11 protein-coding genes are annotated in these 15,237 nt (G+C 67.2%); 9 read left to right on the plus strand and 2 right to left on the minus strand.

Annotated features, from left to right (window positions below; translation table 11 throughout):
* Positions 1-65: 65 nt before the first annotated feature.
* The 6 genes from ABZ909_RS01530 (at position 66) to ABZ909_RS01555 (ending at position 8,472) form a co-directional block, all read left to right on the plus strand.
* Complete coding sequence (locus ABZ909_RS01530; RefSeq protein ID WP_356995654.1) at positions 66-1,280, plus strand: acetyl-CoA C-acetyltransferase; 1,215 nt, start codon at positions 66-68, stop codon at positions 1,278-1,280.
* Between the two features lie 5 nt (positions 1,281-1,285).
* The gene (locus ABZ909_RS01535; protein WP_356995655.1) at positions 1,286-3,442 is read left to right on the plus strand and encodes a 3-hydroxyacyl-CoA dehydrogenase NAD-binding domain-containing protein; all 2,157 of its coding nucleotides are present in this window, start codon (positions 1,286-1,288) and stop codon (positions 3,440-3,442) included.
* A gap of 98 nt (positions 3,443-3,540) precedes the next feature.
* The gene (locus ABZ909_RS01540) at positions 3,541-5,319 is read left to right on the plus strand and encodes a long-chain fatty acid--CoA ligase (protein WP_356995656.1); all 1,779 of its coding nucleotides are present in this window, start codon (positions 3,541-3,543) and stop codon (positions 5,317-5,319) included.
* 46 nt (positions 5,320-5,365) lie between these two features.
* Positions 5,366-6,400, plus strand: coding sequence for an alpha/beta hydrolase (locus ABZ909_RS01545; RefSeq protein ID WP_356995657.1), 1,035 nt, complete (start codon positions 5,366-5,368; stop codon positions 6,398-6,400).
* 161 nt (positions 6,401-6,561) lie between these two features.
* Complete coding sequence (locus ABZ909_RS01550) at positions 6,562-7,554, plus strand: MBL fold metallo-hydrolase (RefSeq protein WP_356995658.1); 993 nt, start codon at positions 6,562-6,564, stop codon at positions 7,552-7,554.
* Between the two features lie 105 nt (positions 7,555-7,659).
* Positions 7,660-8,472 (plus strand): class I SAM-dependent methyltransferase, encoded by an 813-nt coding sequence (locus ABZ909_RS01555; RefSeq protein WP_356995900.1) that lies wholly within the window; start codon positions 7,660-7,662, stop codon positions 8,470-8,472.
* Positions 8,473-8,486: 14 nt separating this feature from the next.
* Here ABZ909_RS01555 and ABZ909_RS01560 read toward each other — a convergent pair whose 3' ends face one another.
* Positions 8,487-11,222 (minus strand): AAA family ATPase, encoded by a 2,736-nt coding sequence (locus ABZ909_RS01560; protein ID WP_356995659.1) that lies wholly within the window; start codon positions 11,220-11,222, stop codon positions 8,487-8,489.
* A gap of 121 nt (positions 11,223-11,343) precedes the next feature.
* Between ABZ909_RS01560 and ABZ909_RS01565 the strand changes: the two genes are divergently transcribed.
* The 3 genes from ABZ909_RS01565 to ABZ909_RS01575 all read left to right on the plus strand — a co-directional run bounded on the left by ABZ909_RS01565 (position 11,344) and on the right by ABZ909_RS01575 (position 14,091).
* On the plus strand, positions 11,344-12,588 hold the full coding sequence (locus tag ABZ909_RS01565; protein WP_356995660.1) for a M24 family metallopeptidase: 1,245 nt from the start codon (positions 11,344-11,346) through the stop codon (positions 12,586-12,588).
* 143 nt (positions 12,589-12,731) lie between these two features.
* Positions 12,732-13,646 carry an NAD-dependent epimerase/dehydratase family protein gene (locus ABZ909_RS01570; RefSeq protein ID WP_356995661.1) on the plus strand — a complete coding sequence of 305 codons (915 nt, stop codon included), beginning with the start codon at positions 12,732-12,734 and terminating at the stop codon, positions 13,644-13,646.
* 31 nt (positions 13,647-13,677) lie between these two features.
* The gene (locus tag ABZ909_RS01575) at positions 13,678-14,091 is read left to right on the plus strand and encodes a secondary thiamine-phosphate synthase enzyme YjbQ (protein ID WP_356995662.1); all 414 of its coding nucleotides are present in this window, start codon (positions 13,678-13,680) and stop codon (positions 14,089-14,091) included.
* 63 nt (positions 14,092-14,154) lie between these two features.
* On the opposite strand, the gene ABZ909_RS01580 is transcribed toward ABZ909_RS01575, so the two are convergent.
* On the minus strand, positions 14,155-15,237 hold the full coding sequence (locus ABZ909_RS01580; protein WP_356995663.1) for an acyl-CoA dehydrogenase family protein: 1,083 nt from the start codon (positions 15,235-15,237) through the stop codon (positions 14,155-14,157).

Raw genomic sequence — 15,237 nt, forward strand, 5'->3', positions numbered from 1 at the left:
GGTCATATCGGACCGAAGGCACGCAGGGCCCGCATTCCACCGACGACAGCGATGAGAACATTGAAATGAGCACTGACGCATACATTTTCGAAGCCATCCGCACCCCTCGCGGGAAGGGCAAGCGCACCGGGTCGCTGCACGAGGTCAAGCCGATCTCGCTGGTGGTCGGGCTGATCGAGGAGCTGCGGGTGCGGTTCCCGGAGCTGGACGAGGACCGCATCTCGGATGTGGTGCTGGGCTGTGTGACGCCGGTGGGGGAGCAGGGCATGGACATCGCCCGGACCGCGGTGAACGTGGCCGGATTGCCCGACACCGTGGGTGGCGTGCAGATCAACCGGTTCTGCGGGTCCGGGCTGTCGGCGGTCGGCATGGCGGCGTCGAGCGTGCGGGGCGGGTTCGAGGAGCTGGTCATCGCGGGCGGCGTGGAGTCCATGTCTCGGGTCGAGATGGGCAGTGACCACGGGGCCATGGCCTACGACGCGGCCACCGCGTACGACAACTACTTCATTCCCCAGGGTGTCGCGTGCGACCTGCTCGCCACCATCGAGGGGTACAGCCGGGAGGTTGTCGACGCCTACGCGGTGCGCTCGCAGGAGCGTGCGACGGCGGCCTGGGATGGCGGGTACTTCGCCAAATCCGTGGTACCGGTGAAGGATATGAACGGCGTGACGATTCTCGATCACGACGAGCACCTCCGGCGGAACTCCTCGATCGCGGACCTGGGCAAGCTTCAGCCCGCCTTCGCCGGTATCGGCGAGTTCGGTGGCTTCGACGCGGTCGCCATGCAGAAGTTCACCTTCGTCGAGAAGGTGGATCACGTACACACCGGCGGCAACAGCTCCGGCATCGTGGACGGCGCGGCCCTGGTTCTGATCGGCAGTGCGGAGGCCGGGCAGGCCAGCGGGCTGGTGCCGCGGGCCCGCATCGTCTCCTATGCCACCAGCGGTTCCGATCCGGTGCTCATGTTCGAGGGCCCGATTCCGGCCGTGGGCAAGGCGCTCACGCTGGCGGGACTGACCGTCGATCAGATCGACGTGTTCGAGATGAACGAGGCGTTCGCGGCGGTGGCGCTGAAAGTGCAGGCGCACTTCGGGATTCCGGACGAGAAGTACAACGTCAACGGCGGCGCCATCGCCATGGGGCACCCGCTGGGCGCGACCGGATCGATTCTCGTCGGCACCGTGCTCGACGAACTGGAGCGCACCGGCGGCCGCTACGGCCTGATCACGCTCTGCGTCGCGGGCGGCATGGGCGTCGCCGCCATTATCGAGAGGGTCTGAAAGCCATGACCGACAATACTATTCGCTGGGACCGCGATGCGGACGGCATCGTGACCCTGACCATGGACGACCCGAACCAGCAGGCCAACACCATCACCGAGGCCTTCCAGGCGTCGCTGGCCACCGCGCTCGACCGCATCGACGACGAGCGCGACGCCATCACCGGCATCGTGATCACCTCCGCCAAGAAGACCTTCTTCGCGGGCATGGACCTGAATGTGCTGCTGGAACAGCTGGTTCCGGCCGCACCGGCGGAGATCCTCGCGGTCACCGCGGCGTTCAACGCGCAGCTGCGGCGACTGGAGACCATCGGCAAGCCGGTCGTGGCCGCCATCAACGGTGCGGCGCTGGGCGGCGGTCTCGAGCTCGCATTCGCGACCCACCACCGGATCGCCGCGGATGTGCGCGGCAACCAGATCGGGCTGCCCGAGGTGCTGCTCGGGGTGCTGCCCGGCGGCGGCGGTATCGGGCGCGCGGTGCGGCTGCTCGGAATTCAGCAAGCGCTCATGCAGGTGCTGCTGACGGGCGAGCGAATGCACCCGGCCAAGGCGCTGAAGGTCGGGGTGATCGACGAAATCGTCGGCAGTGCCGAGGAATTGGTGCCGGCCGCCAAGGCGTGGATCAAGGCCAACCCGGACCGGAAGGTGCAGCCGTGGGATGTGAAGGGCTTCAAGATTCCGGGTGGCTCGCCGGCCACGCCGGCCTTCGCGGCCACGCTGCCCGCCTTCCCCGCGAATCTGCACAAGCAGCTCGAGGGCAATGACCACATGCCCGCCCCGCGCGCCATCATGGCGGCCGCGCTCGAGGGCGCGCTCGTCGACTTCGATACCGCGCAGAAGATCGAGTCGCGCTACTTCGTGTCACTGGTCAAGAGTCCGGTGGCGCGCAATATGATTCAGGCCTTCTTCTTCGACATACAGCAGGTCGAGAGCGGGGCGGCGCGGCCGGTGGGCATCGAGAAGAAACCGATCAAGAAGGTCGGCATCCTGGGTGCGGGCATGATGGGCGCCGGTATCGCCTATGTCACCGCCAAGGCGGGCATCGAGGTGGTGCTCAAGGACGTGAGTCTCGAAGCGGCGCAACGCGGTAAGGCGTACTCGGAGAACCTCGAGGCCAAGGCCTTGGCCAAGGGGCGCACCACCGAGGAGAAGTCCACGGCGCTGCTCGGCCTGATCCACCCCACCGCCGACGCCGCGGATTTCGCGGGTGTGGACTTCGTCGTCGAGGCTGTTTTCGAGAACCCTGAGCTCAAGAACAAGGTCTTCCAGGAGATCGAGGATCTGGTCGAACCCGGCGCGGTGCTCGGCTCCAACACCTCCTCGCTACCCATCACCGGGCTGGCGCAGGGGGTGAAGAAGGGCGAGGACTTCATCGGCATCCACTTCTTCTCGCCGGTCGAGGCCATGCAGCCGATCGAGATCATCCGCGGCGCGAAGACGTCGGACGAGACCCTGGCCCGGGCCATCGACTACACCCTCGCCATCAAGAAGTATCCGATCGTCGTCCATGACGGCCGCGGGTTCTTCACCACCCGGGTGTTCTCCCTGTGGCTGCTCGAGGCCGTGGCCATGCTCACCGAGGGCATCGACCCGGCCACCATCGAGCAGGCCGGCGCCCAGGCCGGATACCCGGTCGCGCCGCTGCAGGTCGCCGACGAGCTGTCCTTCGGCACCATTCGCAAGATCATGGACGAGACCATCGCCGCGGCCGAGGCGGAGGGCACCGCGCTCGCCGAGTCGATTCCGGTCGCGCGCGAGGTAGTGGTCGCGCTCATGGACCGGTTCGAGCGCAATGGAAAGCTCGGCGGCGCAGGATTCTACGACTACGCCGACGGCAAGCGGACCGGCCTGTGGGACACCCTGCGCGACGAGTACAAGACCGATCGGACGCTGCGGGTTCCGTTCGCGGATCTCGAGGACCGCCTGATGTTCATCCAGGTGCTCGAAACCCAGAAGTGCTTCGACGAGGGCGTTCTCGCCTCCGACGCGGACGCCAATATCGGTTCCATCTTCGGTATCGGCTTCCCGGCCTGGACCGGCGGCGTGCGGCAGTTCATCGCGGGCTACCCGGGCGGGCGCGCCGCGTTCGCCGCCCGCGCCGACGAACTGGCGCAGCGCTACGGCGCGCGGTTCCGCCTGCCCGAAAGCCTGCGCGCCGAATAGGCGTGCGGCAGCGGTGGGGCCGGGCCGCGCGCCCGCGCCCGGCCCCTACCCGCTTTCCCCGGTCGGCCCGCCGGCTGCCATACGAAAGGACTTCGACGATGAATCGCCAGGGCAACGCACCCGAAACCCTGTGTGCCGCATTCCAGCAGACCGCGGCGGCCCATCCGGACAAGGTCGCGATCCGCACACCCGGCGACGAGGTCGTGATCACCTGGCGGGAATACGCCGAACGGGTCCGGTCGATCGCCACCGGGCTGGCCGGACTGGGTGTCGGGCGCGGCGACACCGTGGCGCTCATGCTGACCAACCGGCCCGAATTCCATCTCTGCGACACGGCGGTGCTGCACACCGGGGCCACGCCGTTCTCGGTGTACAACACCAATCCGCCGGAGGTGCTCGGCTACCAGTTCGACAATGCCGACGCCAAGGTCGTCATCTGCGAATCGCAATTCCTGCCGCAGGTGCGGTCCGGGATGCAGCTGGGCGGCAAGGTCGAACATATCGTCTGCCTGGACGCCGCACCGGGTGTGCTCGCTCTGGCCGACGTGGAGGCCGCTCTCGCAGCGGATTTCGACTTCGAGGCGAGCTGGCGTGCCGTGCGGCCGGAGGATGTGCTGACCATCGTCTACACCTCCGGCACCACCGGCATGCCCAAGGGCGTGGAGATCACCCATGCCAACCAGATGGCGAGTGCGCGGGTTATCGACGAGCTCATGGAGCAGATCGGCGGCATGACTCCCGACGACGGCGTCATCTCCTATCTGCCCGACGCGCACATGGCCAATCGCTGGGTCTCGCACTACTTCTCGATGAAGACCGGGGTGCGGATCACGGACGTGGCCGACCCGAAGCAGGTCATCGCGGCACTCACCGAGGTACGGCCCACACTCTTCCTCGGCGTGCCCCGCATCTGGGTGAAGGTCAAGGCCGGACTGGAGGCGAAGGTCGCGGCCGAATCGCCGGCTCGGCGCGTGCTGTTGCCCTGGGCACTGGGAGCCGGGCGTGCCATCGCCCGGGCGAATACCGAGGGCCGGCAGCCCGATCTGATCGAGAGGTTGCAGTACGCCGCGGCCCAGCCGATTCTCGCGAAGGTGCGCGCGCAGCTCGGCATCGACAAACTGCGCGTAGCTGTCTCCGCGGCCGCGCCCATTCCGGTCGAGGTGCTGGAATTCGCCGTGGGACTGGGCATTCCGGTGTGCGAAGCCTGGGGACTGACCGAGGGCACCTGCGCTCTCACCATCAACCGGCCCGATGCCCTCCGTATCGGCACCGTCGGTACTCCTGTGCCCGGCGCGGAGATCGAGCTCGGCGCGGATGGAGAAGTGCTGGCCCGCGGTCCGATGATCATGCGTGGCTATCGCAAGGCGCCCGAGAAGACCGCCGAGGCCATCGATTCCGACGGTTGGCTGCACACCGGGGACATCGGCGAACTCGACGATGCGGGATATCTGCGGATCGTCGACCGCAAGAAAGAACTCATCATCAATGCCGCGGGCAAGAACATGTCGCCGTCGAATATCGAGAACGCTCTCACTGCGAACATCTCGTTCGCCGGACCGGTGGTGACCATCGGTGACGGGCGGCGCTACAACACCGCGCTCATCACCCTCGACCCCGAGGCCGTCGCGGAATTTGCTGCCCAGCAGGGCATTTCTGGACCAGTTGCCTGCCTGGCCGAGAATCCCACCGTCCGTGCGGCGGTCGCGGCCGGCGTGGACGCTGCGAATCGCACGCTGTCACGGGTCGAACAGATCAAGAAGTTCACCGTGCTCGCCGACGTCTGGGAACCGGGCGGCGAATACCTCACGCCCACCACCAAATTGAAGCGCAAGCCGATCGCGGCCGGATACGCCGACCGCATCGACGCCATGTACTAGCGGCCCTCCGCCGCTGACGCCACGGTACGCAAAGGAGCGTATTGCGATGTTCTGGACTCAGCTCGGAGCCCAATTCGGAATCGATGGCGCAGTGGCCCGGGCCTTCCGGACCCTGTTCCCACCGACCCCCGGTGACACCGAGGTCTTCGCACACGGCGAGACCGCCCCCGGCCTGCTCCGGAACCCGGCGATCCCCTACGAGGCCGGCACCGTCGAAACCGCCGACGGCGCACGAATCCACGTGCGTGAGTACGGCCCTCGCTCCGCACCCCGGATCGTGCTCATCCACGGCTACGCCTGCCGCATCGAATACTGGAACCCCCAGATCAACCAACTCGCCGACCGCTACCGCGTCACGGTCTATGACCAGCGCGGCTTCGGCCGCAGCACCCAGGGCAACCGCCCCTTCAGCGTCGACGCCCTCGGCGACGACCTGTCCTACGTCCTCGGAGCCGTGGTCCCCGCCGGTGAACAGGCAACCATCGCCGGGCACAGCCTCGGCGGCATCGCCATCATGTCCTGGGCCGCCAGACATCCGCACGACGTCGCACGCCAGGCCCGCTCGGTCCTACTGATCGACACCATCGCCGACGCCTTCGCCGCAAGCACCAAGATCCTGCCCGCCCCCGGACTCGATCGCCCACTCCGCAATCGCCTCCTGAACTTCGCAATAGGCAGACTCCCCATCCCGAATCCGACAGTGCTCGGCCTGCTGTTCAGATACACGGTGCTGACGACCCGCGCAGGCCACGCCGAAACAGCCTTCATCGAAGCCCTGATCGCGTCCTGCCCCAATCCTTTCCGTACCCGCGCCCCCAGCGTCCTGACCGACCTCGACGTAACCGCCGGCCTTCCCCACCTCACCATCCCAACCACCATCATCGTCGACACCGCCGACCGCCTGACCCCACCCACCGCCTCGCGCCGCATCGCAAACCTGCTGCGCGCCAACGGCATCACCCCCTACTGCCTGGAATTACCCGGCCTCGGCCACTGCACCACCCTCGAAGCCCCCTACACCATAACCGCCGAAATCGACCGCGCAGCCACCCCCGGCGTCGTCGGTCGATCAGTCGGCTGAGCAAACGGGACATCGTCGGCTAAGCGTGGCGCTATTTCTGGGCCGACGGGCTGCTGCTCAACCGAGTATCCGGACTGGCTGCCAGTCGTTCGACGGATTCCGGCGACGTGGTCCTTTCCTAACGTCGAGCGGGTACTGCGTTCTCGACGAAAGGCAATGACATGACCGACCAGGTGATACCGGACCGGGAGCTCGGCGAGCGGCCCGAGGGATATCAGGGACCGAACCTGTCACCGGTGGGGCTCGAGCATCGGGCACAGTGGTTCGCGGATGGGGTTGTCGCGCTGATGGCGACGCTGCCGCCGAAGGACAACAACGGGGTCATCGTGGGCAGCGCTGCGGCGCTCGTGGTGGATGCGGGAATCACGCCGGCCATTTCGGAGCGGATTCAGGCGCAGGCGGCCATATTGACCGATCGGCCGGTGCGGTACCTGGTGAATACGACCTACCACGGTGATCACACTTTCGGCAATGCCGCGTTCCCGGATGAGGTGATGGTGATCTCGTCGCGGCTGAACAAGGAGAACATGTCCGATCTGGACAATGAGAAGCGGCAGCGGACCGGGAACATGTACGGCGCGGAGGCGGAATTCGATGCGGTGACCCGTTGGCGTACACCGGATGTGGTGTTCGACGATTTCGCCGAGATCGATCTGGGCGGGCGCGTCGTGCAGCTGTGGCAGTTCGGTCCTGGTAACGGTCCGGGTGACACCGTCGTGTATGTCCCGGATACCCGCACGGCGTGGACCGGCAACTACGTCTGCCACGCGGGCATTGCGCCGATGCTGCTGCAGGGCGGACCCGAGCCCTATCTCGTCTCCCTGCGGAAGATGCGGGAAACACTGCCGGACATGGCGATCGTGGTGCCGGGGCACGGGCCGATGGGCGATGCTCGCGAGGCGGTCGACTGGCTGATCGGATATCTGGAGCAGCTGCGGGACGAGGTCGCCGTGGCGGTCGCCGCGGGACTGGCCCTGGAGCAGACACAGGCGCAGGTCTCGAATCCGTGGGCGGAGACTCTGGCACCGAGTCTGATTGCCGCGCTCGGTGATTACGCGGTTCCGGTGGAGTTCGCTACCCAGGGCCTGCTCATGCTGTGCCGGAATCTGCACCGGCTCAATGTGCTGGCGACCTATCGGTCCCAGTCGGTGTGATTCGTGGACGGGGCGGCCGAATCGGCGCCGCCCCCGCAGGCATCGAACCGGCTCCGCGACATTCCGCGGCGCACCCTCATGTAAGAAGTTAGGTATCGCGTGACCATGCAACGCACCCGTTTGACTCTGAATCAGCTCGAGGAAACCCTGCTGATCACATTGTGGGCCAAGGCCCTCGACAGCAAGCTGCGCGTCCCAATGCTCGGCGACACCCGCTCCGCGGAGATCGCGGATCGGATCGACTACGACTTCGACACCTTGAAGATCAAGGCCGCCTTGACCTACGAAACAGCGCTGCGCAGTAAGAAATTGGACGATGCCGTGCGGTCCTTCACCGCCGCGCATCCCGACGCGGTGGTGCTCGACCTGGGCTGTGGGCTGGATCCCCGAATGGTCCGGTGCCGGCCGACCGCCGGAATCGATTGGTACGATGTCGACTTCCCCGAGGTCGTCGCGTTGCGTCCGCAATTCCTGCCGGAGCCCTCTCATCTCGTGAGCGCGGACGTCACCGCCACGGACTGGCTCGCGGAAATACCGGGCGACCGGCCGGCCATGATCGTCGCCGAGGGGCTGATCCCCTTTTTGCCCGGCAGCTCGTTCCAAGTCCTGACCCGTGCTCTCACAACGCATTTCGGCACCGGCGAGATAGCCCTCAACGGCTATACCCGTTTCGCCGCGTGGGCGATGAAATACCACCCCACCATCAAGGCGCTCGGCATCACCGCCGCGGCGGGTTTCGACGACCCCCGTGAACCGGAATCCTGGGGCGCCGGGCTGACCCTCATCGACGAGGACTTCCTCACTCGCGCACCCGAAGTAGCCGATTGGCCGCAACCCCTGCGGGGACTCACCCGGACCATGTCCCGCAGCACCGCCCTGTCCCGTCAGGGCGCGCGCATCCTGCGCTACCGGTTCTGACTCGGACCGTCCTGCTACTGCTGATGGACCAGTGCGGGTAGTTCGGCCCGCACTGCGACGCCGAGTTTCGGATAAGCCTTGTAGAGGTGGTAGCCGACGGTGCGGGGGCTGAGGAACAGCTGCGCGCCGATCTCGCGATTCGACAGCCCGTGCGCGGCCAGACGGACCACCTGAAGTTCTTGTGGTGTAAGCAGATCCAGTATCGAGGCGGTGGCCGGTTGCCGGCCGGTGTCGCCGGTCGCGCGCAGCTCGGCCCGGGCTCGGCCGGCCCAGACGCTCGCGCCGATTCGATCGAAGGTCTCCAGTGCCGCGCGCAGACTCGTGCGCGCCTCGGTCTTGTGCCGGGCGCGCCGGAGCCATTCCCCGTACAGCAGTTGGGTGCGGGCCCTTTCGAAGGGTCGGCCGCCTTTCTCGTGCAGCCGCACCGCCGTGGCGTAGTGTGCTCCGGCCTCGTCGTCAGAGCTCGTCTGGGCCAGGCAGCGTGCGTAAACGCCTTGAATCCACGGTGATCGGCTGGCGTCCGCCCAGCGGCGGAAGCGTTCGAGAGCTTCGCCGATGCGTGCGGGCTGCCCGGTGCGCATCGCGGCCTCGACGCGCAGCGGTGTGAAGAAGACGGCCATGTAGTGGCTGCCCATCGGGCCGCGGGAGGCGGATTCGATGCGGTCCAGTACTCGGTCGTAGCGACCTGCGCCCAGGTCGAGCAGCCCGAGCGCGGTGGTGGCCAGTAGCGCGGTGGCGAGTTCGCCGCGATCGAGGGCGGCGGTGAGGGTGGGTTCGGCGAGTTCCCGGCAGCGCTGCTCGTCGCCGATCTGTGCCGCACCCCAGGCGAGAATGCTACGCAGGCCGTCTATCTGGTGGTGCTGTCCGATGGAGTCGGCCAATGTCAGCGCCTCCTCGGCGTGGACCGTGGCGTCGCGGAGGCGGCCGGTGGCGTACTCCGCGGAGGCGAGGTAGTGCAGGCGCATCGGCAGCAGCCGGAGTGTGGACTGCTCGCGGGCATCGGTGACGAGGGTCGTGAGCAGGTCGCGTGCCTCGTCGTCGAGGCCGGTCATGAGGCCCATCGCGGCGGCGTTCATGCGCTCGTCCGGGCTGAGGCCCGCCGGGTGGGAGTGCGCGTGCATCGCGCAGGCGTGCAGCCGGTGTAGCGCGGCTTCGTCGTCGCCACCCAGCATGCGGGCCATGCCGATCATTCCCTCGCTGATCGGTGTCCGGCCGGTGCGCTGTTGCAGCAGGGTCGCGGCCTCTTCGGTGAGTTCGGCATCGCCGACCAACACGCCATTGCGCATAGCGTCGACGAGCATCATGCTCACGAGGTCGGCCGGAGCCCGCCCGGCGGCGTCGATCAGGATGCGGGCGGCCCGGTGCCGGGAACCGAATTCCGATTCGACGATGGCGCGCAGGTAATCCAGGCGTGGCGCGTCCGTTTGGTGGACGGGTCCGCGGTAGGCGCGGCGGACGAGTGCGGCGGTCCGGTGCAGATCGCCGCTGGTCGCCGCCGAGTGGGCGGCGCAGGTCAGGCGGCGCGCCGCGGTGTGCGGTTCGACGGTCAGTTCGGCCGCGCGTTCCATGGCCGCGGCGGCGAGCGCGTGGTCGGCCCGTTCGGCGGCCCGCAGTGCCGCGGTCTCGAGTGCCGTGGCGATCTCGTCGTCAGGGCCGGTCGAGGCCGCGGCGCGGTGCCACGCCGCTCGGTCGGCAGCCTCGGGGGAGCGGCTCGCGGTCAGTGCCTCGGCGAGCGCGCGGTGCGCGTCGAGCCGGCGGTGCATCGGTGCGGCGCCCAGTACGGCCGCGCGGGCCAGCGGATGCCGGAAGGTTATCCGATTGCCTTGGCGCACAAGCAGTCCCGAGTCCTCAATGGCTGCCAGTTCGGTGGGTCCCGCGTGGTGGGCGGCCGCGGCGGCCAAGACGATTTCGAGCCGGCCGGTCTCCTCGACGGCGGCGATCAGCAGCAGGCTGGTGGCCGCGTCGTCCAGTCGTGCGGCCCGCGCGCCGAACGCCGTCTGTACCCGGGTGGAGAGGGGCAGTGTGGCCAGGTCGTAGGAGCCGGCCGGTGCGTGGCCGGTGCGTTGTTCGGTGCTGAGCGCGGAGGGCAGTTCGACCAGGGCCAATGGGTTGCCCTCGGTTTCGGCCAGGAGTCGGGCGCGCACCTGTGCGGCGAGTTCGGGATACCGCTCGTCCAGCAGCGCGGCCGAGGCGGCGGGATCGAGTCCGGTCAGTTCGCGAGTGGTGAGTGCGGTGAGTCCGGCCGGTTCCCGGGCTTCGCCGCGCACCGCGAACAGCAGCAGAACGCCTTCGTGGTGCAGGCGCCGGGCCGCGAAAGTCAGTGCCTCGGTGGAGGATCGGTCGAGCCACTGGGCGTCGTCGACGAGGCACAGCACCGGTCCGTCTTCGGCCAGTTCAGCCAGCATGGACAGCACGGCGAGGCCGACCAGGAAGCGATCGCCGGGTGCAGCCGGGGCCAGCCCGAAGGCGCTCCGCAGTGCCGCGGCCTGCGGTGCGGGCAGGGCGTCGAGCCGGTCCAGCACCGGATGCAGCAGTAGATGCAGGCCGGCGAAGGGGAGTTCGGCTTCCAATTCGATGCCTGCCACGCGAATCACGCGCAGTCCCTGGGCTTTCGCCGCGGTGTAGTCGAGCAGTGCGGTTTTGCCGATGCCGGCGGGCCCGCTCAGCACGTGCGCCCCGCTGCGGCCGGTACGTGCGTCCGCCAGGAGTTGATCGATCAGCGCCAGCTCTTCGGCACGCCCGTATAGCACTCGACGGACCCTACCTAAGCAAACTGGTCGGTACCAGACAGGTCGATCGACTGAATCCTCCGGTCCCATACCGCATATAGCGTTCCTGCCAGGTCGAATCACACCTGGAGAAGGAACCCGTATGTATCCGAATTACTCGCTGAGCGAACGTGATCGGCGTTGGGCGTTGGCCCGTGAGCTGATGGATGAGCAGGGCGTTGATGCTCTGGTGGTCTATGGCGAACACGAGAACGGTGGTCCGGCTCCGTTCGCCCCGGATGTCTACTTCACCAATGAGCGTCCCGGCGCGATCGTGGTCTTCCCCCGTGACGCCGATCCGATCTCACTGGTGTGGTCGCCCATGCATGTCGCCGACCACATCGAGGCCCGTCGCCGCGGCGAGGCGTGCTGGACCGAACCGCAGAACATGCGGGTGGCCAAGCATGCTCAGGGTGTCGTGGACGTGTTGAAGGAGCACGGGCTGGAGCGGTCGGCGGTCGGGGTGATCGGCTTGGAGCCGTATCCGCCGTTCCATTTCAACCCGATCATGCCGTATGGGCTGTGGACGGCGGTCCTGCAGCAGTTGCCGCAGGTGAATTTCAAGCCGGTGTGGTTTCCGTTCCTGCTGCGTACGCTGACCCAGTCCGCGGAAGAGCTTGCGGTGCTGCGGCGTTCGTCCGAGATCGGGGAGGCGATGGCGGCGGCGATGCTGGATATCGCCGCGCCGGGCGTGAGCGAGGCCGAGGTGTACGCGGCCGGCATGTCGGCGTCGTTCCGGATGGGCACGGTCGCGCCGGGCATGCTCATCCAGTCCGGTCCCGGGTTCGCCTGCTGGGGTCCGCCGGTCTGGTCCTACCGCCCGCAGGCGCCGCGGATCGTCGAGGACGGCGATGTGATCTTGGCGGAGGTGTTCTGCCAGTACGGTATGCGCGAATCTCAGCATCAGGTGGCCATTGCCGTGGGTGAGGTGCATCCGGATATCGAGGCGGCGGCGAAGGTGGCGCGCGCTTCCTACGAGGCCGGGTTGGCCGTGCTGCGGCCGGGCAATACCTTCGGTCAGGTGGTCGAGGCCATGCAGGCCCCCCTCGATGCGGCGGGCGGCTGGAATGTGCATCCGCTGGTGCATGGGATGAATCCCTATGGCACCGTGTGTGGTTTCGGCCGCGGGATGCGCGAGCTGCCGGAGGCCGCCGAGTATGGGCTGCTGGCCGAGGTGCCGACCATCGGCAGCGATCTGCCGCTGGCCGAGGGCATGGTGTTCGCTTTCGAACCCAACTGTGTCATCGGGGGCAGGCTCGCGAACATCGGCGGCACCGTCGTGGTCGGCGCGAATGGTGCGGTGGAACTGAATTCACTCACCACCGATCTACTGCGGACACAGCCGTGACACCGGAACGCCTTTTACCCTGCTGTCCAAGGCATCGACACCGGATTGCGGTCGATGCCTTGGTGGCCGTCGCAGCAGCGGCCTGTATCGCACTCACCCGGAAGCGTCGCGACCTGCTGCTTCCGTGATGACATGATGGCCATGTGCGCGTACTTGTCACCGGAGCGAACGGTTACCTCGGTCGTGCTGTCGTCGAAGCCCTTCATTCTGTCGGGCACGAGCCTGTCGCGATGATTCGCGCTCATGGGCCGGCGATTCCAGGCGCAGCCGATGTTCGGGTGGCCGACTTGCTCGACGGCAAGGCGATCCGCGACGCGGTAAACGGCGTGGACGCAATCTGTCACCTTGCCGGGTTGACGCGAGCTCGCGAATCGGCCGACGACCCATTGCGCTACTTCCGTGTGAATACCACCGGGACGCTCTCGGTGCTCGAAGCCATGGTCGACGCGGGGATCCGCGGGATCGTCTTCGCATCGACCGGCGCCATCTACGGCACGCCGGATGTTCAGCCAATGACCGAGGACATCGGTGATGCGCCGCCTCATCCATATGCCGGCAGCAAGCTTGCGGCCGAGCTGGCCATCGAGGCCGTCGCCGGTAGCAAGGAACTGGCGGCGGTTATTGTTCGGCTGTCGAATATCGCGGGCGGCGCGGACGGGGATTCGAGTCGGCTGATACCGCGCGCATTGACTGCTGCATCCGAGCATTCGGCGTTGATCGTCAACGGTGATGGCACCGCCGTCCGTGACTACCTGCACATCATGGATGCGGCCCGTGCCTTCGTGGCATGTATCGAGCACCTCCCGCCCGTTGGTACCGCTACCCGCTACAACATCGGCAGTGGACGGGGTACGAGTGTGCTCGACGTGGTTGCCGCGGTGGAACGGGTAACCGGCCGACCTGTTGCGCTCGAGCATCGTTCGGCGGCAGTGGAACCTGCGGTGTTGATCAACGACCCAACCAAGGCGATGGCCGAAATCGGCTGGAAGCCAACGCATTCTGATATCGATGACATCGTTCGCGATGAATCGCGCGCGTCGCTTGTAGAAGAATCCTGAAAATCTGCACCGCTGGAGGACGATGGTGTCCATGGAGAGCAGACTGATCGAGGTGGAGACGGGCCGTCGCGAGGTTGTCCACGACCTCACCTCGCAGTGTGCAGCCTTTCTGCGTGAGACGGCCACGGGATGTGACGGGCTGCTTCACGTATTCGTGCCGCACGCGACCGCAGGCATCGCACTGATCGAACTCGGCGCAGGCAGCGACGACGACTTGCTCGCCGCTCTGCAGAACCTGCTACCGGCCGACGATCGCTGGCGCCACGCCCACGGCTCCCGCGGACACGGACGCTCGCATGTCATGCCCGCGCTGGTTGCGCCCTATGCCAGCATTCCGGTCTTGGGCGGCGAAATGGCCCTGGGGACTTGGCAATCGGTCGCCATCGTGGATCTCAATGTCGACAACCCGGTGCGGCACGTGCGGTTGTCCTTCCTGGCCGGCTGACAATCCGCTTCGCCGAGCGGTAGCACTCCGACGACTCGAATCCCCTGTGGGGCGACGGGGAGGTTATGCCGAACGCGCGCTCGTCAAGGCCGTGGCCAGCGTGCGCAATTGTTCGGTGGCCGAGCCGAACAAGAACTCGGTGCGTTTGGCCGCCAGGAAATATCGATGCACCGGATAGTCCAGGAAGATTCCGATACTGGCGTGCACATGCACCATGGTGTGTGCGACCCGGTGGCCCGCTTCTGCCGCCCAGAACTTGGCCGTGGCGATCTCGGCGTCGGCGGGCAGTCCCTGCGATTCGCGCCAGGCCGCCTGCCACAGGGTCAACCGCACGGCCTCCACATCCAGATGCGCGTCGGCCAGACGCTGTCGGACAGCCTGGAACGAGCCGATCGGCTTGCCGAACTGCTGACGCGTCAGCGCGTATTCGGCTGTCGACTCCAGCGCGCGCTCGACGACGCCGAGCTGATAAGCGCACACGGCGACAGTGGCGTGCCGCTGTGCCCATGCTGCTGCGCCGTTGCCGGGCGAGCCCAGCACATTCGTCGAGTCCACCCTGACGGCATCGAGCTCCAGCAGAGCGGCGTCGGCGCCGTCGACCACCTGCTGCGCGGTGATCCGCAGGCCGGCGGTGTCGCGATCGAGAACGGCCAGCAGAGGTCCTTCGGAGGTGTGCGCCTCCAGCAGGACGGCATCGGCGAAAGCCGCCGCGGGGATCGCGCTGTAGCGGCCCTCGAACTGCCAGCCCGTCGCGGACCTGGTCGCGGTGACGCGGTCGTCGTCGGTGGACAGCGCGACCGCGAGGGTGAACTGTCCCGCCGTGATCGGTTCGACCCAGCGCCGAAGCTGTGCGTCGTCGCCGAACGCGGCGATCGTCGCGGCTGCCACGGCGACGGTCGTGAGGTAGGGCACGGACGCGGCCACTCGGCCCAGTTCCATGAGCACGGTGCACTGTTCGAGCAGACCGAACCCATTGCCGATCGGTGCGGGGAGGGTCGCCTCGATCAGCCCGGCGCGAATCAGGGTGTCCCACAGCGGACGATCGAATCCGGTGCCGTCCGGGATGTGCGTGGTCGACCGGTCGGCCAGCAGTGGGCGGGCGAGACCGGACAGATCGTCCTGAGCCTCGGTGAAGGTGAAATCCAT

It is taken from the genome of Nocardia sp. NPDC046763, assembly GCF_040645495.1.
Classification (GTDB): domain Bacteria; phylum Actinomycetota; class Actinomycetes; order Mycobacteriales; family Mycobacteriaceae; genus Nocardia.

What these genes read in the sequence shown, in the direction of transcription:
- ABZ909_RS01575 (WP_356995662.1), top strand. Translation starts at nt 13,678, where the DNA reads ATGGAGAGCAGACTGATCGAGGTGGAGACGGGCCGTCGCGAGGTTGTC.
- ABZ909_RS01580 (WP_356995663.1), bottom strand. Translation starts at nt 15,237, where the DNA reads ATGGATTTCACCTTCACCGAGGCTCAGGACGATCTGTCCGGTCTCGCC.
- ABZ909_RS01535 (WP_356995655.1), top strand. Translation starts at nt 1,286, where the DNA reads ATGACCGACAATACTATTCGCTGGGACCGCGATGCGGACGGCATCGTG.
- ABZ909_RS01545 (WP_356995657.1), top strand. Translation starts at nt 5,366, where the DNA reads ATGTTCTGGACTCAGCTCGGAGCCCAATTCGGAATCGATGGCGCAGTG.
- ABZ909_RS01540 (WP_356995656.1), top strand. Translation starts at nt 3,541, where the DNA reads ATGAATCGCCAGGGCAACGCACCCGAAACCCTGTGTGCCGCATTCCAG.
- ABZ909_RS01555 (WP_356995900.1), top strand. Translation starts at nt 7,660, where the DNA reads ATGCAACGCACCCGTTTGACTCTGAATCAGCTCGAGGAAACCCTGCTG.
- ABZ909_RS01530 (WP_356995654.1), top strand. Translation starts at nt 66, where the DNA reads ATGAGCACTGACGCATACATTTTCGAAGCCATCCGCACCCCTCGCGGG.
- ABZ909_RS01550 (WP_356995658.1), top strand. Translation starts at nt 6,562, where the DNA reads ATGACCGACCAGGTGATACCGGACCGGGAGCTCGGCGAGCGGCCCGAG.
- ABZ909_RS01565 (WP_356995660.1), top strand. Translation starts at nt 11,344, where the DNA reads ATGTATCCGAATTACTCGCTGAGCGAACGTGATCGGCGTTGGGCGTTG.